Annotated in this window: 15 protein-coding genes; 11 read left to right on the top strand and 4 right to left on the bottom strand. The window is 63.7% G+C overall.

The window, feature by feature from the left end; genetic code table 11:
• The first annotated feature begins 13 nt into the window (after positions 1–13).
• A complete protein-coding gene (locus tag OX462_RS23285) occupies positions 14–949 on the top strand; it encodes a choice-of-anchor A family protein (protein WP_409027178.1) in 936 nt (311 codons plus the stop codon).
• Positions 950–962: 13 nt separating this feature from the next.
• On the opposite strand, the gene OX462_RS23280 is transcribed toward OX462_RS23285, so the two are convergent.
• Together OX462_RS23280 and OX462_RS23275 are read right to left on the bottom strand one after the other, a co-directional pair.
• Positions 963–1,661: a TetR/AcrR family transcriptional regulator gene (locus OX462_RS23280; RefSeq protein WP_409027177.1), complete on the bottom strand. Its 699-nt coding sequence runs from the start codon at positions 1,659–1,661 to the stop codon at positions 963–965.
• Positions 1,662–1,671: 10 nt separating this feature from the next.
• Complete coding sequence (locus OX462_RS23275) at positions 1,672–3,129, bottom strand: aminotransferase-like domain-containing protein (protein WP_409027176.1); 1,458 nt, start codon at positions 3,127–3,129, stop codon at positions 1,672–1,674.
• A gap of 204 nt (positions 3,130–3,333) precedes the next feature.
• Here OX462_RS23275 and OX462_RS23270 point away from each other — a divergent pair, with 204 nt between their 5' ends.
• The 7 genes from OX462_RS23270 to OX462_RS23240 all read left to right on the top strand — a co-directional run bounded on the left by OX462_RS23270 (position 3,334) and on the right by OX462_RS23240 (position 13,178).
• Complete coding sequence (locus OX462_RS23270) at positions 3,334–4,650, top strand: omega-aminotransferase AptA (RefSeq protein WP_409027175.1); 1,317 nt, start codon at positions 3,334–3,336, stop codon at positions 4,648–4,650.
• A gap of 75 nt (positions 4,651–4,725) precedes the next feature.
• Positions 4,726–6,231, top strand: a complete 1,506-nt coding sequence (locus tag OX462_RS23265; protein WP_409028776.1) for a CoA-acylating methylmalonate-semialdehyde dehydrogenase — start codon at positions 4,726–4,728, stop codon at positions 6,229–6,231.
• A 46-nt stretch (positions 6,232–6,277) separates the two neighbouring features.
• Entirely contained in the window at positions 6,278–7,645 is a 1,368-nt protein-coding gene (locus tag OX462_RS23260) for an NAD(P)-dependent oxidoreductase (protein WP_409027174.1), read from the top strand.
• The gene (preA, locus tag OX462_RS23255) at positions 7,645–8,925 is read left to right on the top strand and encodes an NAD-dependent dihydropyrimidine dehydrogenase subunit PreA (protein ID WP_409027173.1); all 1,281 of its coding nucleotides are present in this window, start codon (positions 7,645–7,647) and stop codon (positions 8,923–8,925) included. The genes OX462_RS23260 and preA overlap by 1 nt, the downstream gene beginning before the upstream one ends.
• A 109-nt stretch (positions 8,926–9,034) precedes the next feature.
• Positions 9,035–10,519, top strand: coding sequence for an NCS1 family nucleobase:cation symporter-1 (locus OX462_RS23250; protein ID WP_409027172.1), 1,485 nt, complete (start codon positions 9,035–9,037; stop codon positions 10,517–10,519).
• Positions 10,520–10,540: 21 nt separating this feature from the next.
• Positions 10,541–11,932 (top strand): dihydropyrimidinase, encoded by a 1,392-nt coding sequence (gene hydA / locus OX462_RS23245; RefSeq protein ID WP_409027171.1) that lies wholly within the window; start codon positions 10,541–10,543, stop codon positions 11,930–11,932.
• A gap of 10 nt (positions 11,933–11,942) precedes the next feature.
• Positions 11,943–13,178, top strand: coding sequence for a Zn-dependent hydrolase (locus OX462_RS23240; protein WP_409027170.1), 1,236 nt, complete (start codon positions 11,943–11,945; stop codon positions 13,176–13,178).
• Between the two features lie 9 nt (positions 13,179–13,187).
• Here the strand turns inward: OX462_RS23240 and OX462_RS23235 are convergent, their stop codons facing one another.
• Together OX462_RS23235 and OX462_RS23230 are read right to left on the bottom strand one after the other, a co-directional pair.
• Positions 13,188–14,948 (bottom strand): allantoate amidohydrolase, encoded by a 1,761-nt coding sequence (locus tag OX462_RS23235; protein WP_409027169.1) that lies wholly within the window; start codon positions 14,946–14,948, stop codon positions 13,188–13,190.
• Between the two features lie 73 nt (positions 14,949–15,021).
• Entirely contained in the window at positions 15,022–15,960 is a 939-nt protein-coding gene (locus tag OX462_RS23230; protein ID WP_034754583.1) for a LysR family transcriptional regulator, read from the bottom strand.
• Between the two features lie 131 nt (positions 15,961–16,091).
• Between OX462_RS23230 and OX462_RS23225 the strand changes: the two genes are divergently transcribed.
• From OX462_RS23225 to OX462_RS23215, 3 genes are read left to right on the top strand one after another with little or no spacing between them, the layout of a single operon-like run.
• Entirely contained in the window at positions 16,092–17,324 is a 1,233-nt protein-coding gene (locus OX462_RS23225; protein WP_409027168.1) for a urate hydroxylase PuuD, read from the top strand.
• Positions 17,321–18,556 (top strand): M20/M25/M40 family metallo-hydrolase, encoded by a 1,236-nt coding sequence (locus OX462_RS23220; protein ID WP_409027167.1) that lies wholly within the window; start codon positions 17,321–17,323, stop codon positions 18,554–18,556. The genes OX462_RS23225 and OX462_RS23220 overlap by 4 nt, the downstream gene beginning before the upstream one ends.
• Before the next feature lie 56 nt (positions 18,557–18,612).
• Positions 18,613–19,530, top strand: a complete 918-nt coding sequence (locus OX462_RS23215; protein ID WP_121668553.1) for a LysR family transcriptional regulator — start codon at positions 18,613–18,615, stop codon at positions 19,528–19,530.
• Positions 19,531–19,633 lie beyond the last annotated feature (103 nt).

The raw sequence follows: 19,633 nt of genomic DNA, 5'->3' as shown, positions 1-19,633 counted from the left end.
TAAAATGTCAATCATGCCTAAATCATCATTCGTTCTCGTTTTGTCGACCGTGTTTGCCGCCGGCGCCGCGCAAGCCGGTGTTGTCGATTTGGGCATCGGTGGCGCCAATTTGTATTCCCTCAGTAACTTCAGCGCGTCCGGCAGCGATGTCGAAGGCGGCGTGCTGGTGGCCGGCAATCTGACGGCATCGAACTATTCGGTCAATGACAAGAACAAGGATGCCTACGTCACGCATGGCAACACCGGCTATGCGCTGGTCGTTGGCGGCAACCTGAACTACAGCTCCGGCTCGATCAAGAACGGCAATTACTATGTGGGCGGCAGCACGACGACGAGCAGCGTGGGCCTGAACACGGCTAGCAAGACCACGGTGTCGCCCGTGTCGTTCGCCACGACGTCGGCGCAGCTGAAAAACACCTCGACCTCGCTGGCCAACGTGGCAGCGACGGGCAGCAGCTCGGTGGCCTATGGCGGCATGACCCTGAAGGGCGGCACGGGCAATGTGCAAGTGTTCGACCTGACTTCCGCGGCGCTGGGCTCGGTGAACAACTTCAAGTTCAGCAATCTGCACACGAACGACACCCTGATCCTCAATATCAGCGGCACGAACGTGAACCTGTCCGGCGGCTACGGCGATTTCAGCAAATACAATGTGCTGTACAACTTCTATGAAGCGCAAACCATCACCTTGAACGGCGTGGGCCTGTACGGCAGCGTCCTGGCGCCGCTGGCGACCCTGGCCGGTGGCAATGGCCAGATCAACGGCAGCGTCGTGGTGGGGAACTGGGCCTCGAACATCCAGGTCAATGCGAACCATTATTTCAACGCTACCAACGTGTCCGGTTATGTGTCGGCCGTGCCGGAACCGGAAACCTATGCGATGCTGCTGGCAGGCCTGGGCATGATCAGCTTCATGGCGCGCCGCCGCAAGAACAAGACGGCTGCGTAAGCGTTCGCGCTGTTCAGAAAACCGCCTGTCGAGGCGGTTTTTTTTCGTCCGCTGGCGGCATGGCCACCGCCGCCAGCACCATGTGCGCGATCAGGATTTCGGCGTCCTCATAGTCCTTGCGCGTGAGCTGCTTGCGTTCCAGCACCAGGGCCATCTGCGCCGAAAAATCCGCATACGATTGGGTCATGGCCCAGATGGCGAACATCAGGTGCGTGGCGTTGACGGGCGCGATCCGGCCTGCGGCGATCCACGCTTCGAAGACCGCGATATCCTTGCGCAGCAGGGGCACGACCCGGTCGCGTATCTGCGTGCCGTACAGGGGCGCGCCATTGATCACTTCCAGCGCATACACGCGCGAGGCCCACGGCTGTTCGCGCGAAAAACGCAGCTTGGCGCCGATATACGCGCGCAGCACGTCGCGCGGCTCGTCGTCTTCATTGGCCAGCATATCCATGCGCGCCAGCCAGTCGTCGAGCACGTCGTCGAGCACGCGCTGGTACAGCAGCTGCTTGGACGGGAAGTAATACATCAGGTTTTGCTTCGACAGGCCGGCCCGCTCGGCGATGGTGGCGATCGACGCGCCCTCATAGCCGCATTCGGCGAACGCGCGCACGGCTTGCTCCAGGATGTCCGCTTCCAGGCGGTCGCGGTTTTGCAAACGCCGGCCGCCGGCATTTTTCACGGGAAGGGCAGGGGATTTGTCGCTGGCCATGGCGGGTTCTTTAGCGTGGGCGGATCGATTGCAGGAATGCCTGCAGCACGGGGGTATCGGTGTAGGCCACGTTGAAGCGGAACCACACCGTCTCGGGCGCGCGCAGCATGAAAAATTCGTTCGGCGACAGCAGGATGCCCGCCTTCAAGGCCATGTCGGCGATGACCTTGCCATTCCATTCCGGCGTTTGTACGTCGGGCCAGCCGGCGCTGACGAACATGCCGCCGCGGGGCCGCGCCACGGGCGCCATGCCCGCCTGCGCCAGGCAGTCGATGCTGCGCTCGCGGGCCGCATCGAGCTGCGCCACGAGCCGTTCGACCATGCGCTTGTAGGGCCGCGCGCAGATGGCGTGGTAGACGGCGCGCTCGTTGATTTCCGACGTCGTCAACCCTGCCAGCATTTTGACGCGCACCAGTTCGGCCACCAGCGGCGGCGAGGCGCAAATCGACCCCACGCGCAGCACGGGCGACAGAGTCTTGGAAAAACTGCCCACGCGGATCACGCGGCGCAAGCCGTCCATCGCCGCCAGCGACGCTTCGCCGCGCGCCGCCAGTTCGCGGTAGATATCGTCTTCCACCAGCCAGAAATCGAATTGCTCGGCCAGTGCCAGCAGGCGGTGCGCCTGCGCCTGGGTGAGCGATGTACCGAGCGGATTTTGCAGCACCGTGTTGACGAACATCAGTTTCGGTTGAGTACGCGCGGCTTCAACGGCCAGCGCATCGAGATCGAGGCCCGCTTCGCCGCGGTGGACGCCCACGGGGATGCAGCCGTGGTGGCGTATCAGCGACTGCAGGTTGCTGTAGCCGGGGTCTTCCACCAGCACCGTGTCGCCCGGCTTGGTCAGGCTGCGCAGGATCAAGTCAAAAGCATGCGTGGCGCCGTGCGTCAGCAGGACCTGGTCCGGCTCCACCTGGAACAGCTCTTCCGACAGGCTGCTTGCCAGGTGCTGGCGCAGCGAGGGAAAGCCGAGAGGGTGGCCATAGCCGCGCAGGCGGCTGGCGGGAATGCGCATGGCCTGGCGCACGGCGTCGAGCACGGTCGCTTCGCCATACATCTCGGGCGGCAGCCAGCCCGCCCCCACGGGCAGGGCGTCGGACACGCCCGAATACAGGTCCGGCGTGAGGGCGTCGATGGCCGTGGGGCTGGCGTGCACAGCCAATTGCGGCGAGGCGGCGATGTCGTGGCGCGCGACGAAATAGCCGGAACCGCGCCGCGACGACAGCAAACCGAGGTTGACCAGGCGGTCATACGATTCGACGACGGTAAACGTCGACACGCCATTGCAGCGGGCGAACTGGCGCACGGACGGCATGCGCGTGCCGATGCGCAGGGCGCGGCTGCCCACCATGACGCTGATGGCGATGACGATCTGCTCGACCAGGCCGCCCTTCTTCTGGCGGTCGATGTCGAGCACGGGCCAGCCGCTGGCTTGCTCGGGAGCATCGTCTGTGCTGTCGCTGTGCTTCACGGTGGCTCCTTATGCTGCCTTGCACAAAAAAAACTGTAGTGGTTTTTCGACCTGTACGGTTGGGATACTTTGCCGTTTGTGTATCTGTGCCATTGGGGATGGCCTGTCTATTATTACATCAGCTTTTTGCCAACTGGTAAATTATTTTACGCTTCGTCAAAAACGATCCTGGCCCCCGCGCCAGCCCATCCCAAGGAGAAGGTCATGAACGAAACAAGGCCGGAATCGATGTCGGCATTCTGGATGCCGTTTACGAATAACCGTGATTTCAAGGCCAACCCGCGCCTGCTGGTGTCGGCCGAAGGCATGTACTACAAGGACGTCGATGGCAACGCCATCCTCGATGGCACGGCGGGCCTGTGGTGCGTGCCGTGCGGCCATGCGCAGCCGAAAATCGTCGGCGCCATCCGCGAGATGGTGGGCCAGCTCGACTTCGCCCCCACCTTCCAGATGGGCCATCCGGCCGCCTTCGAGCTGGCAGAAAAACTGATGGACTACACAGGCCACAAGTTCGGCCACGTGTTTTATACGAACTCCGGCTCCGAAGCCGTCGACACGGCGTTGAAGATCGCGCTGGCCTATCACCGGGCGCGCGGTGAAGGTGCACGCACGCGCCTGATCGGCCGCGAACGCGGTTACCACGGCGTCGGTTTCGGCGGCATTTCCGTGGGCGGCATCGGCGGCAACCGCAAGACCTTCGGCCCCCTGCTGCCGGGCGTGGACCACCTGCCGCACACGCACAACCTGGACCAGAACGCCTACACGGTGGGCGAGCCCGAATATGGCACCCACCTGGCCGACGAGCTCGAGCGCATCGTCGCCCTGCACGACGCCTCGACGATTGCCGCCGTCATCGTCGAACCGGTGGCCGGTTCCACGGGCGTGCTGATCCCGCCGAAAGGCTATCTGAAACGCTTGCGCGAGCTGTGCACCAAGCACGGCATCCTGTTGATTTTCGATGAAGTGATCACGGGTTTCGGCCGCATGACGACGCCGTTCGCCGCCGATTATTTCGACGTCGAGCCGGACCTGATGACGACGGCGAAGGGCCTGACCAACGGCATGGTGCCGATGGGGGCCGTGTTCAGCAAAAAATACATCCACGACGCCTTCATGGATGCGCCACCCGGTATCGAACTGTTCCACGGTTATACGTATTCCGGCCACCCGCTGGCCTGCGCCGCCTCGCTGGCCACCTTGCAGGTGTTCGAGGAGCAGGACATCCTGGGCCACGCGAAAGCGATGCAGGCGTACTGGAGCGACGCCGTGCATTCCTTGAAAGGTTTGCCGCACGTGATCGACCTGCGCAGCATCGGCCTGATCGCCGGCATCGAACTCGATCCCATCGCCGGCAAGCCGGGCACGCGCGCCTTCAGCGCCTTCAAGCAAGCCTTCGCCGACGGCGTGCTGATACGCACGACGGGCGACATCATCGCGCTGTCGCCGCCGCTGGTGCTGGAGAAGCAGCATGTCGACGAGCTGTTCGGCAAGCTGGCCACGGTGCTGAAAAACCTTGATTAAGCCCCGGGGTCAGACCCGCCGGGTCTGACCCCAGAATTTGCCCTTGGGGTAAAGAGAGGAAATAACGTGAACCAAATTAACACACAGCTCGACACCATCACCCACTACATCAACGGCGCCAAAGTCGACACCCAAAGCGGCCGCTACGGCGACGTCTACAACCCGGCCCTGGGCGAGCCTGTGGCGCGCGTGGCGCTGGGCACCGTGGAAGACGTGGACGCGGCCGTGCAGGCGGCGGCGGCCGCCTTTCCCTCGTGGTCGGCCACGCCGCCGCTGACGCGCGCCAGGGTCCTGTTCCGCTACCTGCAGCTGTGCCAGCAGCACACGGATGAATTTGCCGCCATGCTCACGCGCGAGCATGGCAAGACCTTTGCCGATGCGCAGGGCGAAGTGGCGCGCGGCATCGAGATGGTGGAATTTGCCGTCGGCATACCGCAACTGCTGAAGGGCGAATTCACGGACCAGATTTCGCGCGGCATCGACGCCTGGTCCATGCGCCAGGCACTCGGCGTGGTGGCCGGCATCACGCCATTCAATTTTCCCGTGATGGTGCCGATGTGGATGTTCCCGGTGGCGATTGCCTGTGGCAATACCTTTGTCTTGAAACCGTCCGAGCGCGATCCGTCCGCGTCCCTGCTGCACGCGAAACTGCTGAAAGAAGCGGGCTTGCCCGACGGCGTCTTCAACGTGGTACAGGGCGACAAGGTGACGGTCGACGCCTTGCTCGACCACCCCGTGGTGCAGGCGATCAGCTTTGTCGGCTCGACGCCGATCGCGGAGTATATCTATGCGCGCGGCAGCGCCAGCGGCAAGCGTGTGCAAGCCCTGGGCGGCGCGAAGAACCACATGGTGGTGATGCCCGACGCGGACATGGAGATGACGGTCGACGCGCTGATCGGCGCGGCTTACGGATCTGCGGGCGAGCGCTGCATGGCCATCTCCGTCGTCGTGGCCGTGGGCGACGCGGGCGACAAGTTGATCGATGCACTGGCAACGCGCACGGCCGCACTGAAAGTGCGCGACGGTATGGAAGATGGTGCGGAAATGGGCCCGGTCGTGTCGCTGGCGGCCAAGCAGCGTATCGAAAAACTGATCGCCTCGGGCGTGGAGCAGGGCGCGACTTTGGTGGTCGATGGACGCAACCATGTGGTGCCTGGCCGCGAGAACGGTTTCTTTGTCGGCGGCACCTTGTTCGATCACGTCACGCGTGACATGAATATCTACAAGGAAGAGATTTTCGGCCCCGTGCTATGCGTGCTGCGGTGTCCTGACGTGGTGCAGGCGGTGGAGCTGATCAACGCCAACGAGTATGGCAACGGCGTGGCCATCTACACGCGCGACGGCGGCGTGGCGCGCGAATTCGTGCGCCAGATCCAGGTCGGCATGGTGGGCGTCAACATCCCCTTGCCCGTGCCGATGGCCTTCAACAGTTTCGGTGGCTGGAAGCGCAGCATGTTCGGCGACCACCACGCGTATGGCCCCGAAGGCGTGCGTTTCTACACGCGCCACAAGGCCGTGATGCAGCGCTGGCCGAACACGGCAAGCGCTGGTGTGGAATTTGCTTTTCCCCAGATGAAGTAAGGGTTTCAGACGACAAATTGGCCGCACATAAAAAGAGGAATACGCGATGATCGAGTCCTTGAGTTATTTACCGCATCCCGCCCTGCCCAACGAGGAATTGGCTGGCCATTTCACGGACCTGGCGCCGCCCCTGACGGCGCGCCAGGCCGCCATCGAAAGCGCCCGCTGCCTGTACTGCTACGACGCGCCGTGCAGCCGCATCTGTCCGTCGGAAATCGACGTGGCCAGCTTCATCCGCAATATCCACGACAAGAACATCAACGGCGCCGCCGCCGGCATCCTGAAACAGAACATCCTGGGCGGCAGCTGCGCGCGCGTCTGCCCGACGGAAATCCTGTGCGAAGACGTCTGCGTGCGCAACCACGACGCCGAAGGCCAGCCCGTCAGGATCGGTCTCTTGCAGCGCTATGCCGTCGACCATATGCACTTTGCGAGTCACCCGTTCAAACGGGCGGCCGCCACGGGCAAGACCATCGCCATCGTCGGCGCGGGTCCGGCCGGCCTGTCGTGCGCGCACCGCCTGGCCATGCTGGGCCACGACGTGGTGATCTTTGAGAAGGGAGACAAGGCCGGTGGCCTGAATGAATACGGCATCGCCAAGTACAAGCTGACGGACGATTTCGCGCAAAAGGAAATCGACTTCCTGCTCGATATCGGCGGCATCACCATCCGATGTCGCCAGGCGCTGGGTGAAAACGTGCAGCTGCGCGACTTGCATGCGCAGTACGACGCCGTCTTCCTGGGCCTGGGCCTGGGCGCCAGCCGCAAACTGGGCTTGACGGGCGAGGACGCGCCGGGCTTGCTGGCCGCCGTCGATTACATCGCCGCGCTGCGCCAGGCGGACGACCTGGCCGCGCTGCCCGTGCCGAAACGGGCGATTGTGATTGGCGCCGGCAATACGGCCATCGACATGGCCGTGCAGATTCAAAGGCTGGGCGCCGAGGAAGTCACCCTGGTCTACCGGCGCGGTTTCGACGCCATGACGGCCACCCATCATGAACAGGAGATCGCCAAGGCGAACCAGGTGCGCATGCTGACGTGGGCCCAGCCGCAGCAGGTGCTGCTTGACGCTGCCGGCAAGGTGGCCGGCATGCGTTTCGAGAAAACCCGCATGCAGGGCACGCGCCTGGCGGGCACGGGCGAAACGTTCGACGTGGCGGCCGACGCCATCTTCAAGGCCATCGGCCAGAGCCTCGATACGCAGCTGCTGCATGACCCGATGGCGTCGTTGCTGCAGCGTGAAGGCGACAAGATCGCCGTCGACGCGGGTTTCCGCACGGTGCTGCCGGGGATCTACGCGGGCGGCGACTGCGTGGCGCCGGGGCAGGACTTGACGGTGCAGGCCGTCCAGCATGGCAAGCTGGCCGCACTGGCCATCCATTCCGATCTGTTCAATAAAGTGGAGGCTGCATAATGGCTGATCTCAGCATCGAATTTTGCGGCATCAAGGCGCCGAATCCCTTCTGGCTGGCGTCCGCACCGCCGACCGATAAGGCGTATAACGTGGTGCGCGCCTTCGAGGCGGGGTGGGGTGGCGTCGTGTGGAAAACGCTCGGTGAAGACCCTGCCGCCGTCAACGTCTCGTCGCGCTATTCCGCCCTGTACGGCAAGAACCGCGAAGTGGTCGGTTTCAATAATATCGAGCTGATTACCGACCGCTCTCTGGAGATCAACCTGCGCGAAATCACGCAGGTAAAAAAAGACTGGCCCGACCGCGCCATGATCGTCTCCCTGATGCTGCCTTGCGAAGAGCACTACTGGGTCGACATCCTGCCCAAGGTCGAGGCGACGGGGGCGGACGGCATCGAGCTCAATTTCGGCTGCCCGCACGGCATGCCGGAGCGCGGCATGGGCGCGGCCGTGGGCCAGGTGCCCGAGTACGTGCAGATGGTGACCGCCTGGTGCAAGAAACATAGCCGACTGCCCGTCATCGTCAAGCTCACGCCCAACATCACGGACGTGCGCATGCCGGCGCGCGCGGCCAAGGCGGGCGGCGCGGACGCCGTCTCGCTGATCAACACCATCAATTCCATCACCTCGCTGGACCTGGACCGCATGGTGGCCTTGCCCATCGTGGGCGGCGCCAGCACGCACGGCGGCTATTGCGGGTCTGCCGTCAAACCGATCGCGCTGAACATGGTGGCGGAAATCGCCCGCGATCCGCAGACGCGCGGCTTGCCCATTTCCGGCATCGGCGGCATCGGCAACTGGCGCGACGCGGCCGAATTCCTCGCCCTGGGCGCCGGCTGCGTGCAGGTGTGCACGGCGGCCATGCTGCATGGCTTCCGCATCGTCGAAGAGATGAAGGATGGCCTGTCGCGCTGGATGGACGAGAAGGGCTATGCACGCATCAGCGATTTTTCCGGCAAGGCCGTGGCCAACACGACGGACTGGAAATACCTGGACATGAATTACCAGGTGATCGCGCAGATCAACCAGGACGACTGCATCAAATGCGGCAAGTGCTACGTGGCTTGCGAAGACACCTCGCACCAGTCGATTGCGCAGTTGATCGACGCCGCCGGCACGCGCACGTATGAGGTGATCAAGGAGGAATGCGTGGGCTGCAACCTGTGCGAAATCACCTGTCCGGTGCAGGGCTGCATCACGATGGTGCCGCAAGCCACGGGCAAGCCGTACATGAACTGGACGCAGGATCCGCGCAACCCTCGGGCATTGGCGGAGTCGGTATAGGGCACGTTTTTTGCGTACGCATATTTTATAAACAGTTGCCCAACTTTGCAGTAAGCTAGGCCGCAGCCGTTTTTAAAACGCCCAACCTCCCAACCGATGGAGCAACCCTGTGAACCACGACTATTCAGGCAACACGCAACTCTGGAATGAAGACCTGGCGCCCACCACGGCGGCGCAGCGCACCTGGCGCTGGTATCACTTTGCCGCGCTGTGGGTGGGCATGGTGATGTGCATTCCCGCCTACACCCTGTCGGCCAGCCTGATCGACAGCGGCATGTCCGGTTACCAGGCGGTGCTCACGGTCTTTCTCGCCAACGCCATCGTGCTCTTGCCCATGCTGCTGATCGGCCATGCGGGCACCAAGTACGGCATCCCGTATGCCGTGCTGGCGCGCGCCTCGTTCGGCACCATGGGCGCGCGCCTGCCGGCCCTGATGCGCGCCATCGTCGCCTGCGGCTGGTACGGCATCCAGACCTGGTTCGGCGGGCAGATGATTTACACCTTGATGGGCGTGCTGATGGGGCATGAGCTGGGCGGCGAGAAGATCGCTGGCCTGGGCATCAACGGTAGCCAGTTGCTGTGCTTCCTGGCCTTCTGGGCCATCCAGTTCTATTACATCCTGCATGGCATGGAATCGATCCGCAAGCTGGAAACCTATACGGCACCCCTGAAAATCCTGATCTGCTTCGTGCTGCTGTACTGGGTGCACAGCAAGGCCGGCGGCGTGGCCAGCCTGCTGGACCAGCCATCGCAATTCATCCCCGGCGGCAAAAAGGCGGGCCAGTTCTGGAGCGTCTTCTGGCCGTCGCTCACCGCCATGGTGGGCTTCTGGGCCACCTTGGCATTGAACATTCCCGACTTCACGCGCTTTGCCAAGACGCAGCGCGACCAGATCGTGGGCCAGTCGGTCGGCTTGCCCGTGCCGATGGGTTTGCTGGCCATGCTGGCCGTGATCGTCACTGCCGGTTCGGTCGTCATGTACGGCAAGGCCATCTGGGACCCAGTCGACCTGGCCAGCCGCATGACGGGCGCCGCCGTGCTGATCGCCCTGATCATCCTCCTGATCGACACGGTCAGCGTCAACCTGGCGGCCAACCTGGTGGGGCCGGCCTACGACTTTTCCTCGCTGGCGCCGAAGCAGATTTCATACAAGATGGGCGGCTACATCACGGCCTTCATCGCCATCGTCATGATGCCGTGGAAGGTGCTTGAGTCGACACAGGGCTATATCTTCACTTGGCTGATCGGCTACTCGGCCTTGCTGGGCCCCATCGCCGGCATCCTCATCGTCGACTATTACTTTGTGCGCAAGACGCAGCTCGACGTCAGGCAGTTGTACCGCGACGACGGCGTCTACTCGTATGGAAATGGCTGGAACATCGCGGCGCTAATCGCCTTTGTCATCGCCGTGCTGCCGAATATCCCGGGCTTTTTGAACGCGGCCTTTCCCACGGCGTTTCCCGGCGTGGGCGAAGGCTTTAAAACCATCTACACCTACGCCTGGTTCGTGGGCGTGGCCATCGCCGCAGTCGTCTACGGCGTCATGATGAAGGGCAAGGTAGCTGCGCTCGTACAGCAGGCGCCCCAGTCCTGATCTTTTCGAGAAGGAGACAAGATGACTACACTGATACGTGGCGGTACCGTCGTCAACGCCGACCGCGCGTTTCGCGCCGATGTGCTGATCGAGGGCGACACGATCGCCGCCGTCGGCGAGAACCTGGCGCCGCCGGCCGGCACCACCGTGATCGACGCGGGCGGCCTGTACGTGATGCCGGGCGGGATAGACACACACACGCACATGAACCTCCCTTTCATGGGCACCGTGACGGCCGACGATTTTTTCACGGGCACGGCGGCGGGACTGGCGGGCGGCACCACCACCATCATGGACTTCGTCATCCCCGCGCCGAAGCAGTCGCTGATCGAGGCCTATCACCAGTGGCGCGAGTGGTCGGCCAAGGCGGCTGGCGACTACACCTTCCACGTGGCGATCACCTGGTGGAGCGAACAGGTACATGAAGAGATGGGAGTGCTGGTGCGCGAGCATGGCGTGAACAGCTTCAAGCACTTCATGGCCTATAAAAATGCCATCATGGCCGACGATGAAACCCTGGTGAAAAGCTTTACCCGCTCGCTGGAACTGGGGGCGCTGCCCACCGTCCATGCGGAAAACGGCGAACTGGTTTTCCAGTTGCAGCAAGCCCTGCTCAAAAAAGGCATCACCGGTCCGCAGGCGCACCCGCTGTCGCGCCCTCCCGCCGTGGAAGCGGAGGCGGCCAACCGCGCCATCGCGATCGCCAACGTTTTGAATACCCCCGTGTACATCGTGCACGTCTCGTGCGCGGAGTCGCTCGACGCCATCACGCGGGCGCGCGCCAATGGCCAGCGCGTGTATGGCGAGGCACTGGCGGGCCACCTGGTGATCGACGACAGCGTCTACCAGGGCGATGATTTCGACTACGTGGCAGGCCACGTCATGAGCCCGCCGTTCCGCGGCAAGCACCATCAATCGGCACTGTGGCACGGCCTGCAAAGCGGCAACCTGCACACGACGGCCACCGACCACTGCACCTTCTGCGCCGAGCAGAAGGCGGCTGGCAAGAATGACTTTACGCGCATCCCGAACGGCTGCGGCGGCGTCGAGGAACGCATGGCCGTGGTGTGGGATGCTGGCGTCAATTCGGGCATGCTCACCCCCTCAGAATTCGTCAAGGTGTCGTCCACCAATGCGGCGCAGATCTTCAATATGTATCCGCGCAAGGGCGTCATCGCCGCAGGCAGCGATGCAGATATCGTGCTGTGGGACCCGCAAGGCACGCGCACCATTTCCGCCGCCACCCAGTTCGCCAAGGGAGGCTTCAATGTCTTCGAAGGTCGTACCGTGCGCGGCATCCCCAGCACCACGATTGCCGCCGGCAAGGTGGTGTTCCACCAGGGCGAACTGACGGCCGTCGAAGGGGCGGGGCGCTATATCGAGCGTCCCGCGTTTGCCGCCACCACCGCATAAGGAGTTGACGATGGATGCATTGCGTATCAATGGCGAGCGCCTGTGGGCGGCCCTGATGGAACTGGCGCGTATCGGCGCCACAGCGAAGGGCGGCGTCAAGCGCCTGGCCCTGACGGACCTCGACAAGGAAGGCCGCGACCTGGTGGTGCGCTGGGGCAGGGAGGCGGGCATGAGCATCACGATCGACCAGATCGGCAATGTGTTCATGCGCCGCGACGGCATGGACAATACCTTGCCGCCCGTGATGACGGGCAGCCACATCGACACGCAGCCCACGGGCGGCAAGTTCGATGGCAATTACGGCGTGCTGGCGGGCCTGGAAGTGGTGCGTACCCTGAACGATCTGAAGATCAAGACGCAGGCACCGATCGAAGTGGCCTTCTGGACCAACGAGGAAGGCTCGCGCTTCGTGCCCGTGATGATGGGCTCGGGCGTGTTTTGCGGCGCCTTCTCGCTCGAAACCGCGTATGCGGCCAAGGACACGGAAGGCAAGACCGTGGGCGAGGAGCTGGCGCGCATCGGATACAAGGGCGAGCAGGTGCCGGGCGACCATCCGATCGGCGCCTATTTTGAGACGCATATCGAACAGGGCCCCGTGCTGGAAGACGCGGACAAGGTTATCGGCGTGGTGCCGGCCGTGATGGGGCTGTCCTGGTACGACTGCGTGGTGACGGGCATGGAAGCGCATGCGGGTCCCACGCCCATGGGTTTGCGCAAGGATGCGCTGCAGGTAGCCACCACCATCATGCAGGAAGTGGTGGCGATTGCCAACCGCTACCCGCCGTACGGGCGCGGTACGGTGGGCATGGTGCAGGTATTCCCGAACAGCCGCAACGTGATCCCCGGCGAGGTCAAATTCAGCATCGACCTGCGCAACGTGAACGACGAGCTGCTCAACACCATGCACGGCGAGATCACGGCTTTCATCGATGCCACGCGCGAAAAAACAGGCTTGGGCATTTCACTGGAAAGAGTCTCCTACTACCCGCCATGTCCGTTCCACCCCGACTGCGTGGGCGCCGTGCGCAACGCCACGGCCAAACTCGGCTACTCCGTGATGGATGTGGTGTCCGGTGCCGGCCACGACGCCATCTACGCAGCCCGGCTGGCCCCGGCCGGCATGATCTTCGTGCCGTGCAAGGACGGCATCAGCCACAATGAAATCGAGGACGCCAGGCCCGAGCACCTGGAAGCGGGCTGCAACGTGCTGCTGCACGCGATGCTGGAGCGGGCCGTGGCCGTGTAGCCACGACCGCTATCCCTGCGGCTTGGGCTGGAAGTTGCGCAAAAACGCCAGCAGCGCGCGCGCCGCGATGTCGGCGTCGTCGGCCGTCATGGTTTCCAGCGGGTTGTGGCTGATGCCGCCATTGCCGCAGCGGGTAAACAGCATGGCCACGTCGGTGATCGCGGCCATGGCCATGGCGTCGTGGCCGGCGCCCGACAGCAGCGCATACGGTTCGATGCCGACGGATTCCACGGCCTGCGCCAGCTGTGCCATCAGCCATGGCGCGCACGGCGCCGCCCGCGCCGACAGCAGCAGTTCCAGCTGGTAGTCGATCTGGCGCCGCGCGCAGATGGCGGCGATGCCATCCAGAATATCGTCGACGGCTGCCTGGCGCACGGCATCAACGGCCGCGCGGATATCGAGCGACAGGATGCAGGCGCCGGCGATCACGTTGACGGAGCCGTTGGGCACCTGCAGCTGGCCCACGGTGCCCACCAGCGCTTCGCCCTGGCTGCAGCGCCGTTCCACCAGCAGGATGATTTCCGCGGCCGCGCTGGCCGCATCCTTGCGCATGGACATGGGCGTGGTGCCCGCATGGCTGGCCACGCCGCCAAGATTGACCAGGTAGCGCGAACTGCCGGCGATCGCCGTGACGATCCCCAGCGGCAGGTCGCGTTCGAGCAGCACGGGGCCCTGTTCGATGTGCACTTCCACATAGCCGAGCAAGTCTTCGGGAGCGCGCGCGATGGCGCCGATGGCGCTCGCCTCGTGGCCGGCGGCGGCCAGCGCGTCGCGCATGCTCACGCCATCCGCATCCAGCTGCTCCAGCAGCGACACGTCGAACTTGCCCGTCACGGCCGTGCTGCCCAAAAATGTGCTCTTGAAGCGCACGCCTTCCTCTTCCGCGAAGCCGACAACCTCGAAATGAAACGGCAGCTTTTCGCCCCGCTCATGCAGGTGGCGCACGACGGCGATCGGCAGCACGATACCCAGGCGGCCATCGTACTTGCCGCCGTTGCGCACGGTGTCGTAGTGCGATCCCGTCATCAGGGTCTTCGCGCCCGGTGCGTCGGACAGATAGCGGCCGACGACATTGCCGACGGCGTCGATGTGCACCTGCATGCCCGCGTCCCGCATCCAGTCGGCCAGCTGCGCGGCCGTTTTGCGGTGCGCCGGCGTCAGGTAAGCGCAGGTCAGGTTGTAATCGCTGTCGCTCCAGCCGGCCAGCGTTTCCGCCTGCTGCATGATGGCGGGGCCGAAGTCCAGGCGCACGTCGAACAGGTCGTTCAGGCGCAGTTCGGCGATGCGCTTGATCTGCCGCAGCGATTCGGCCAGTTCATCGGCGCGCCGGTTTTTCAGGCGCCGCGCAAACGTGGCGATGATGTCCTGGCGCGTCAGGCCCTCGCCCGTCGGACCCTTGACGGCGAGGATGAAGGGAAAGCCAAACTTGGCGTTGTATTCGCTGTTGAGGCGCTGCAGGGTGGCGAATTCATCAGGGCTGCACAGGTTCAGGCCCGACTTGGCCTGTTCGCGCGTCGATTCCGCCGTCAGCTGCCCGGCGATGGCGGCCTTGCCGGCCAGTTCCGGGTGGGCGCGTATCAGTCCCAGCTGCTCTTCGGGCGAGGCTTGCGCCAGCACGCGCTGCAGCTCCGTCTTGAGGGCCGTCAGGCTGGCAAACGGCCGGGCGGCGGCCGCGCGCTGGGCGATCCAGGGCGAGTGTTCGTAGATGCCATGCAGGTGCGCGATAAAATCGGCCTGGCTGCCGGCGTTCAGGTCTGAAAGGGTGGTCATGGTTTTCCGATCATGCAAGCGGTGATGATAGCGCCCCGTTCCTGCCTCCATTATATGCGCGCGTTGATAGCGGCTATCGCTGCACCAGCGCCTTGGCCGCTGCGCTGACCTGGTCGCGCAGCCATTTGTGTTCGGGCGCCTGGTGCACGCGCTGGTGCCACAGCTGGTAAAAGCGCATCGGCGGGAATTTCAAGGGCACGGTGTACGTTTTCAGCGGCAGGGTCTTTTCATAGAAGCGCATGAATTGCCGGCCCGTGGTGAGCACCAGATCCGTCTGCGTCAGCATGTAGGGGATCAGGCCGAAATACGCCGACTCCACCACCACGTTGCGCTGCAGGTTTTGCCGTTCGAGGAAGGAATCGATCACGCCGTGGTAGCCGGGCATCATCTGCGACGGCGCCACGTGGGGCAGGCTCAGGTAGTCGTCGAGCGTCATGGCGTCGCTGGCGGTGCGGCGCGCATAGGCGTTTTCCGCATGCATGGCGCAGATGATGGGGTCTTCGAACAGCTTCGAGATGTGCAGGTGGGCGGGTGGTTCGTCCCAGTTGGCGATGACCAGGTCCAGGCCACCATCGGACAGCTGGCGGATATGGTCGATGCCCGGCCCCAGGCTGTGCAGCACGACGCGGCTTTTCGGCGAGCCGCGGCGCAGCAGGGCCACCACGTTGGGCAGGAACTGGCTGTCCAGGTAGTCGGGCGCGGCGATATGGAAGGTGCGCGCCTCTTCCTGCGCCACGAACGGCGTCTTCTTGACGAACAGGCTTTCCGTCTGGTCGAGGATGCGCTTGGCCGGATTGAGCAGGCTTTCGCCATGCTGGGTCGGCACCATGCCGCGCGCGCCGCGCACCAGCAGCGGGTCGCCCGTGAGTTCGCGCAGCTTGCGCAGGGAGGCGGAAATCGAAGGCTGCGGCTGATTGAGCTTGAGCGCCACGCGCGAGACATTCTTTTCCACCAGCAGCAGGTAGAGGATGCGGATCAGGTGCAGGTCGAGGTGTTGCGGCAGGCTGGACATGTGGCGGCGGCTCTGTTGTATATCGATTTGAATATGTCAAATATACGATATTTTTCATGTGATGGGCGGTAAATCCGTTTATCTTGTGTAGATTGGCACGAATATTGGTTCAGTCTGACTAGAGGAAATTTATGGAAGTATTTGCCTACCTGATCCCGTACGGCCTTGAGTGGCTGAACCTGATCGTCCGCTGGCTGCACGTCATCACGGGCATCGCCTGGATCGGTGCTTCCTTTTATTTCGTCTGGCTCGACAATTCAATACGTCCGCCCGCGCCCGGCTCCGAGCTGGCGAAGAAGGGCGTGTCGGGAGAATTGTGGGCCGTGCATGGCGGCGGCTTCTATAACCCGCAAAAATACCTGGTGGCGCCCGCGGAACTGCCGAAGGAGCTGCACTGGTTCAAGTGGGAAGCGTATTCCACCTGGCTGTCCGGCTTTGCACTGCTCACCATCGCGTATTACTTCAATGCCCAGGCCATGATGATCGACAAGGCCGTGGCCGATATCTCCAGCGGCCAGGCCGTCGGCATCGGTATCGCCACCCTCGCCATCGGCTGGACCGTGTACGACCTGCTGTGCCGCTCGAAGCTGGCGCAATATGAACTGTGGTTCGGCGTGACGGTGTTCGCGCTGATCGTCGGCGCCGCGCACGTGCTCACGCATTTGCTCAGCGGGCGCGCCGCCTACATCCACGTGGGCGCCATGATCGGCACCATCATGGTGGCCAATGTGCTGATGCTGATCATTCCCGGCCAGCGCAAGATGGTCGAGGCCATGGCCGCCGGCAAGCTGCCCGATCCCAAACATGGCCTGAAAGCCAAGCAGCGCAGCGTGCATAACAATTATTTTACGTTACCCGTGCTGTTCATCATGATCAGCAACCACTACGCGATGACTTACCGTAACGACCACGCGTGGCTGGTGCTGGCACTGATCATGGCGGCCGGCGTCTTCATCCGCCACTTCTTCAACCTGCGCCACAAGGGCCGCGTCGAGTGGCGTTATCCTGCCCTCGGCATGGCCCTGCTGGTGGCCGTGGCCGTGGCCATCGCGCCGAAAGCGCCCGTGGCCCTGGCGGCCGCGCCGGCGGTGGACCCGGCGGCGCAGTTCAAGAGCGTGCACGCCATCATCGCCCAGCGCTGCGCCACCTGCCATTCGGCGCACCCGACGCAGCCGGGCTTCGCCACGGCGCCGGCCGGCATGATGCTGGATAATGAGACGCAAATCCGCCAGCACGCGGCGCAAATCTACAAGCAGGCCATCGAGCTGAAGGCCATGCCGATCGGGAACCTGACCAATATGACGGAGGCCGAGCGCAGCGAGCTTGGCGCCTGGCTGCAACAGACCATGCAAGGAGCAAAATGACGACGCACGCAGAAAAAATCACGGCCTGGATCGACGAGCACTTCGACGAGGAGATCGCCTTTTTACAGAAGGTGGTGCAGCAGCCGACGGATACGCCGCCCGGCAATAACGCGCCCCATGCGGATCTGGTGGCGCAGCTGCTGCAGGCGTATGGCTGGAACGCGGAAAAGCACGCCGTGCCTGCGGCCCAGGTCGAGGCGTACGGCATGCAGAGCATCACCAACCTGATCGTGCGCCGGCCATATGCGGCAGGCGGGCCGACGGTGGCCCTGAATGCGCATGGCGACGTGGTGCCGCCCGGCGACAACTGGACGTATCCGCCGTACGGCGGGCAGATCGACGGCGGCTATATCTACGGCCGCGCGACGACCGTGTCGAAAGGCGATTTCGCCACCTATGTGTTTGCCGCGCGCGCGCTCGAAGCGCTGGGCATTCCGCTCAAAGGCCAGCTGGAACTGCATTTCACGTATGACGAGGAATTCGGCGGCTTGCTGGGGCCGGGCTGGCTGCTGGAACAGCAGCTGACGAAGCCCGATTTCGTCATCGCCGCCGGTTTCAGCTACGGCATCGTCACGGCGCACAACGCCTGCCTGCAGTTGGAAATCACCGTGCACGGCAAGTCGGGCCACGGCTCCATGCCGGAAACGGGCCACGATGCGCTGCAGGCGGCCAACAAGATCCTCAACGCCATTTACGGCCAGCTGCCGGAACTGAAAAAGATCAAATCGAAAGTGGCCGGCATCGACTCGCCCACCATGCTGGTGGGCCGCATTGACGGCGGCACGAATACCAATGTGGTGCCGGGCAAGGTCGTCATGAAGATGGACCGCCGCATGATTCCCGAAGAAGACCCGGTGGCGGTGGAGGCGCAGGTGCGCGCGCTGATCGAGGACGCCGTGCGCGACGAGCCGGGCATCCGTATCGAGATCCGCCGCCTGCTGCTGTCGCACGCGCTGCGGCCCTTGCCCGGTTCCGAACAGCTGGTCGGCAGCCTGCAGAAAAACGCGCAAGCGATTCTGGGCGAGACCATTCCCGCCGTCGGCACGCCGCTGTATGCGGATGCGCGCCTGTATGGCGAGCGGGGCATTCCTGCCGTGCTGTATGGCGCCGGCCCGCGCACGGTGCCCGAGTCGAACGCGAAGAAGGCCGACGAGCGTCTGGCGCTCGACGATTTGCGCAAGGCCAGCAAGATCGTCGCCCTGACCTTGCTCGACTTCCTGGGCGAGAAATAGACCGGGCGCTTTGGCTTACAATGGGGCGGACACTCAACCTGTGAAGAAGAGCCCCATTGAATACCCGTTTTCTCGAAGCGTTTGTCTGGGCTGCGCGGCTGGGCAGCTTTCGCACGGCGGCCGACAAGCTGCACATCACGCAGGCGGCCATCTCGAACCGCATCGCCTCGCTGGAGCAGGACTTCGGCACGCGTCTGTTCGACCGCGACGCGCGTGACATCCGCCTGACTTTTGCCGGGCGCAATCTGCTCGTGTACGCCGAGCGCATGCTGGAACTGTGCCGCGACATGTATGCGGCCAATTCCTCGCCTGCGCAGATCACGGGTGAAGTGCGCATCGGCGTCATCGAAACCATTGTGCATACCTGGTTGATCCCGTTCCTGCAGCGCGTGCAGGAGCGCTATCCGGGTATCGAGATTCAGCTGACGTCGGAATCGACGCGCCGCCTGCACGAACAGCTGCAGCAGGGCGAGCTCGATATCGCGCTACAGACGGACATGCTGACGGGCGACCATATCCGCAGCACGGGCAGCGGCGCCATCGCCATGGGCTGGGCCGGCAGGGCCGCCGACTGGCCCGATACGGGCGTGCCGTTCACGGTGGCGCAACTGGCGCAGCATCCGATCATCACCATGAACCGCGGCTCGCAGCCGCATTCAGCATTGAAAGCGCTGTGCCAGGACGAGGGCGTGCAGCTGGGCCGTGTCCATTGCGTCAGCTCGATCTCCGCCATCGTGCGCCTGGTCAAAGCGGGCTTCGGCATCGCCGTGCTGCCGCTGGCGCCCCTGCGCGAGGAAATCGAGCAAGGCAATATCGCGCTGATTCCCTGCGCCAGCAGCCTGGCGCCGCAGCGCATCGTCATCAGCTACAGCGAAGACATCACGACGGAAGCGATTCAATTGGTCGCCATGCTGGCATGCGAGGAGGCGGCCAGGTTCACGCTGGCGCTGGGCGAGGAATATGGTGCCGGGTGATATCACGGCGTAGGTCGGATTAGCGCCCCGGCGCGTAATCCGACAACATTGTTGGCCCGTCCCCAACGCGACCCACAAGAAAAACTTATCAGTCGCGTTCAGA

It is taken from the genome of Janthinobacterium aestuarii (assembly GCF_046113285.1).
In the GTDB taxonomy this organism is placed as follows: Bacteria; Pseudomonadota; Gammaproteobacteria; order Burkholderiales; family Burkholderiaceae_D; genus Janthinobacterium.
The sequence above is the reverse complement of the archived record's forward strand: the minus strand, read 5'-3'. Positions and strand labels throughout refer to the sequence as shown.

Bases quoted from the DNA above. Each gene is read 5' to 3' on its own strand.
- OX462_RS23240 (WP_409027170.1), top strand. From the start codon at position 11,943: ATGGATGCATTGCGTATCAATGGCGAGCGCCTGTGGGCGGCCCTGATG.
- OX462_RS23260 (WP_409027174.1), top strand. From the start codon at position 6,278: ATGATCGAGTCCTTGAGTTATTTACCGCATCCCGCCCTGCCCAACGAG.
- hydA (WP_409027171.1), top strand. From the start codon at position 10,541: ATGACTACACTGATACGTGGCGGTACCGTCGTCAACGCCGACCGCGCG.
- OX462_RS23220 (WP_409027167.1), top strand. From the start codon at position 17,321: ATGACGACGCACGCAGAAAAAATCACGGCCTGGATCGACGAGCACTTC.
- OX462_RS23285 (WP_409027178.1), top strand. From the start codon at position 14: ATGCCTAAATCATCATTCGTTCTCGTTTTGTCGACCGTGTTTGCCGCC.
- preA (WP_409027173.1), top strand. From the start codon at position 7,645: ATGGCTGATCTCAGCATCGAATTTTGCGGCATCAAGGCGCCGAATCCC.
- OX462_RS23270 (WP_409027175.1), top strand. From the start codon at position 3,334: ATGAACGAAACAAGGCCGGAATCGATGTCGGCATTCTGGATGCCGTTT.
- OX462_RS23230 (WP_034754583.1), bottom strand. From the start codon at position 15,960: ATGTCCAGCCTGCCGCAACACCTCGACCTGCACCTGATCCGCATCCTC.
- OX462_RS23280 (WP_409027177.1), bottom strand. From the start codon at position 1,661: ATGGCCAGCGACAAATCCCCTGCCCTTCCCGTGAAAAATGCCGGCGGC.
- OX462_RS23235 (WP_409027169.1), bottom strand. From the start codon at position 14,948: ATGACCACCCTTTCAGACCTGAACGCCGGCAGCCAGGCCGATTTTATC.
- OX462_RS23225 (WP_409027168.1), top strand. From the start codon at position 16,092: ATGGAAGTATTTGCCTACCTGATCCCGTACGGCCTTGAGTGGCTGAAC.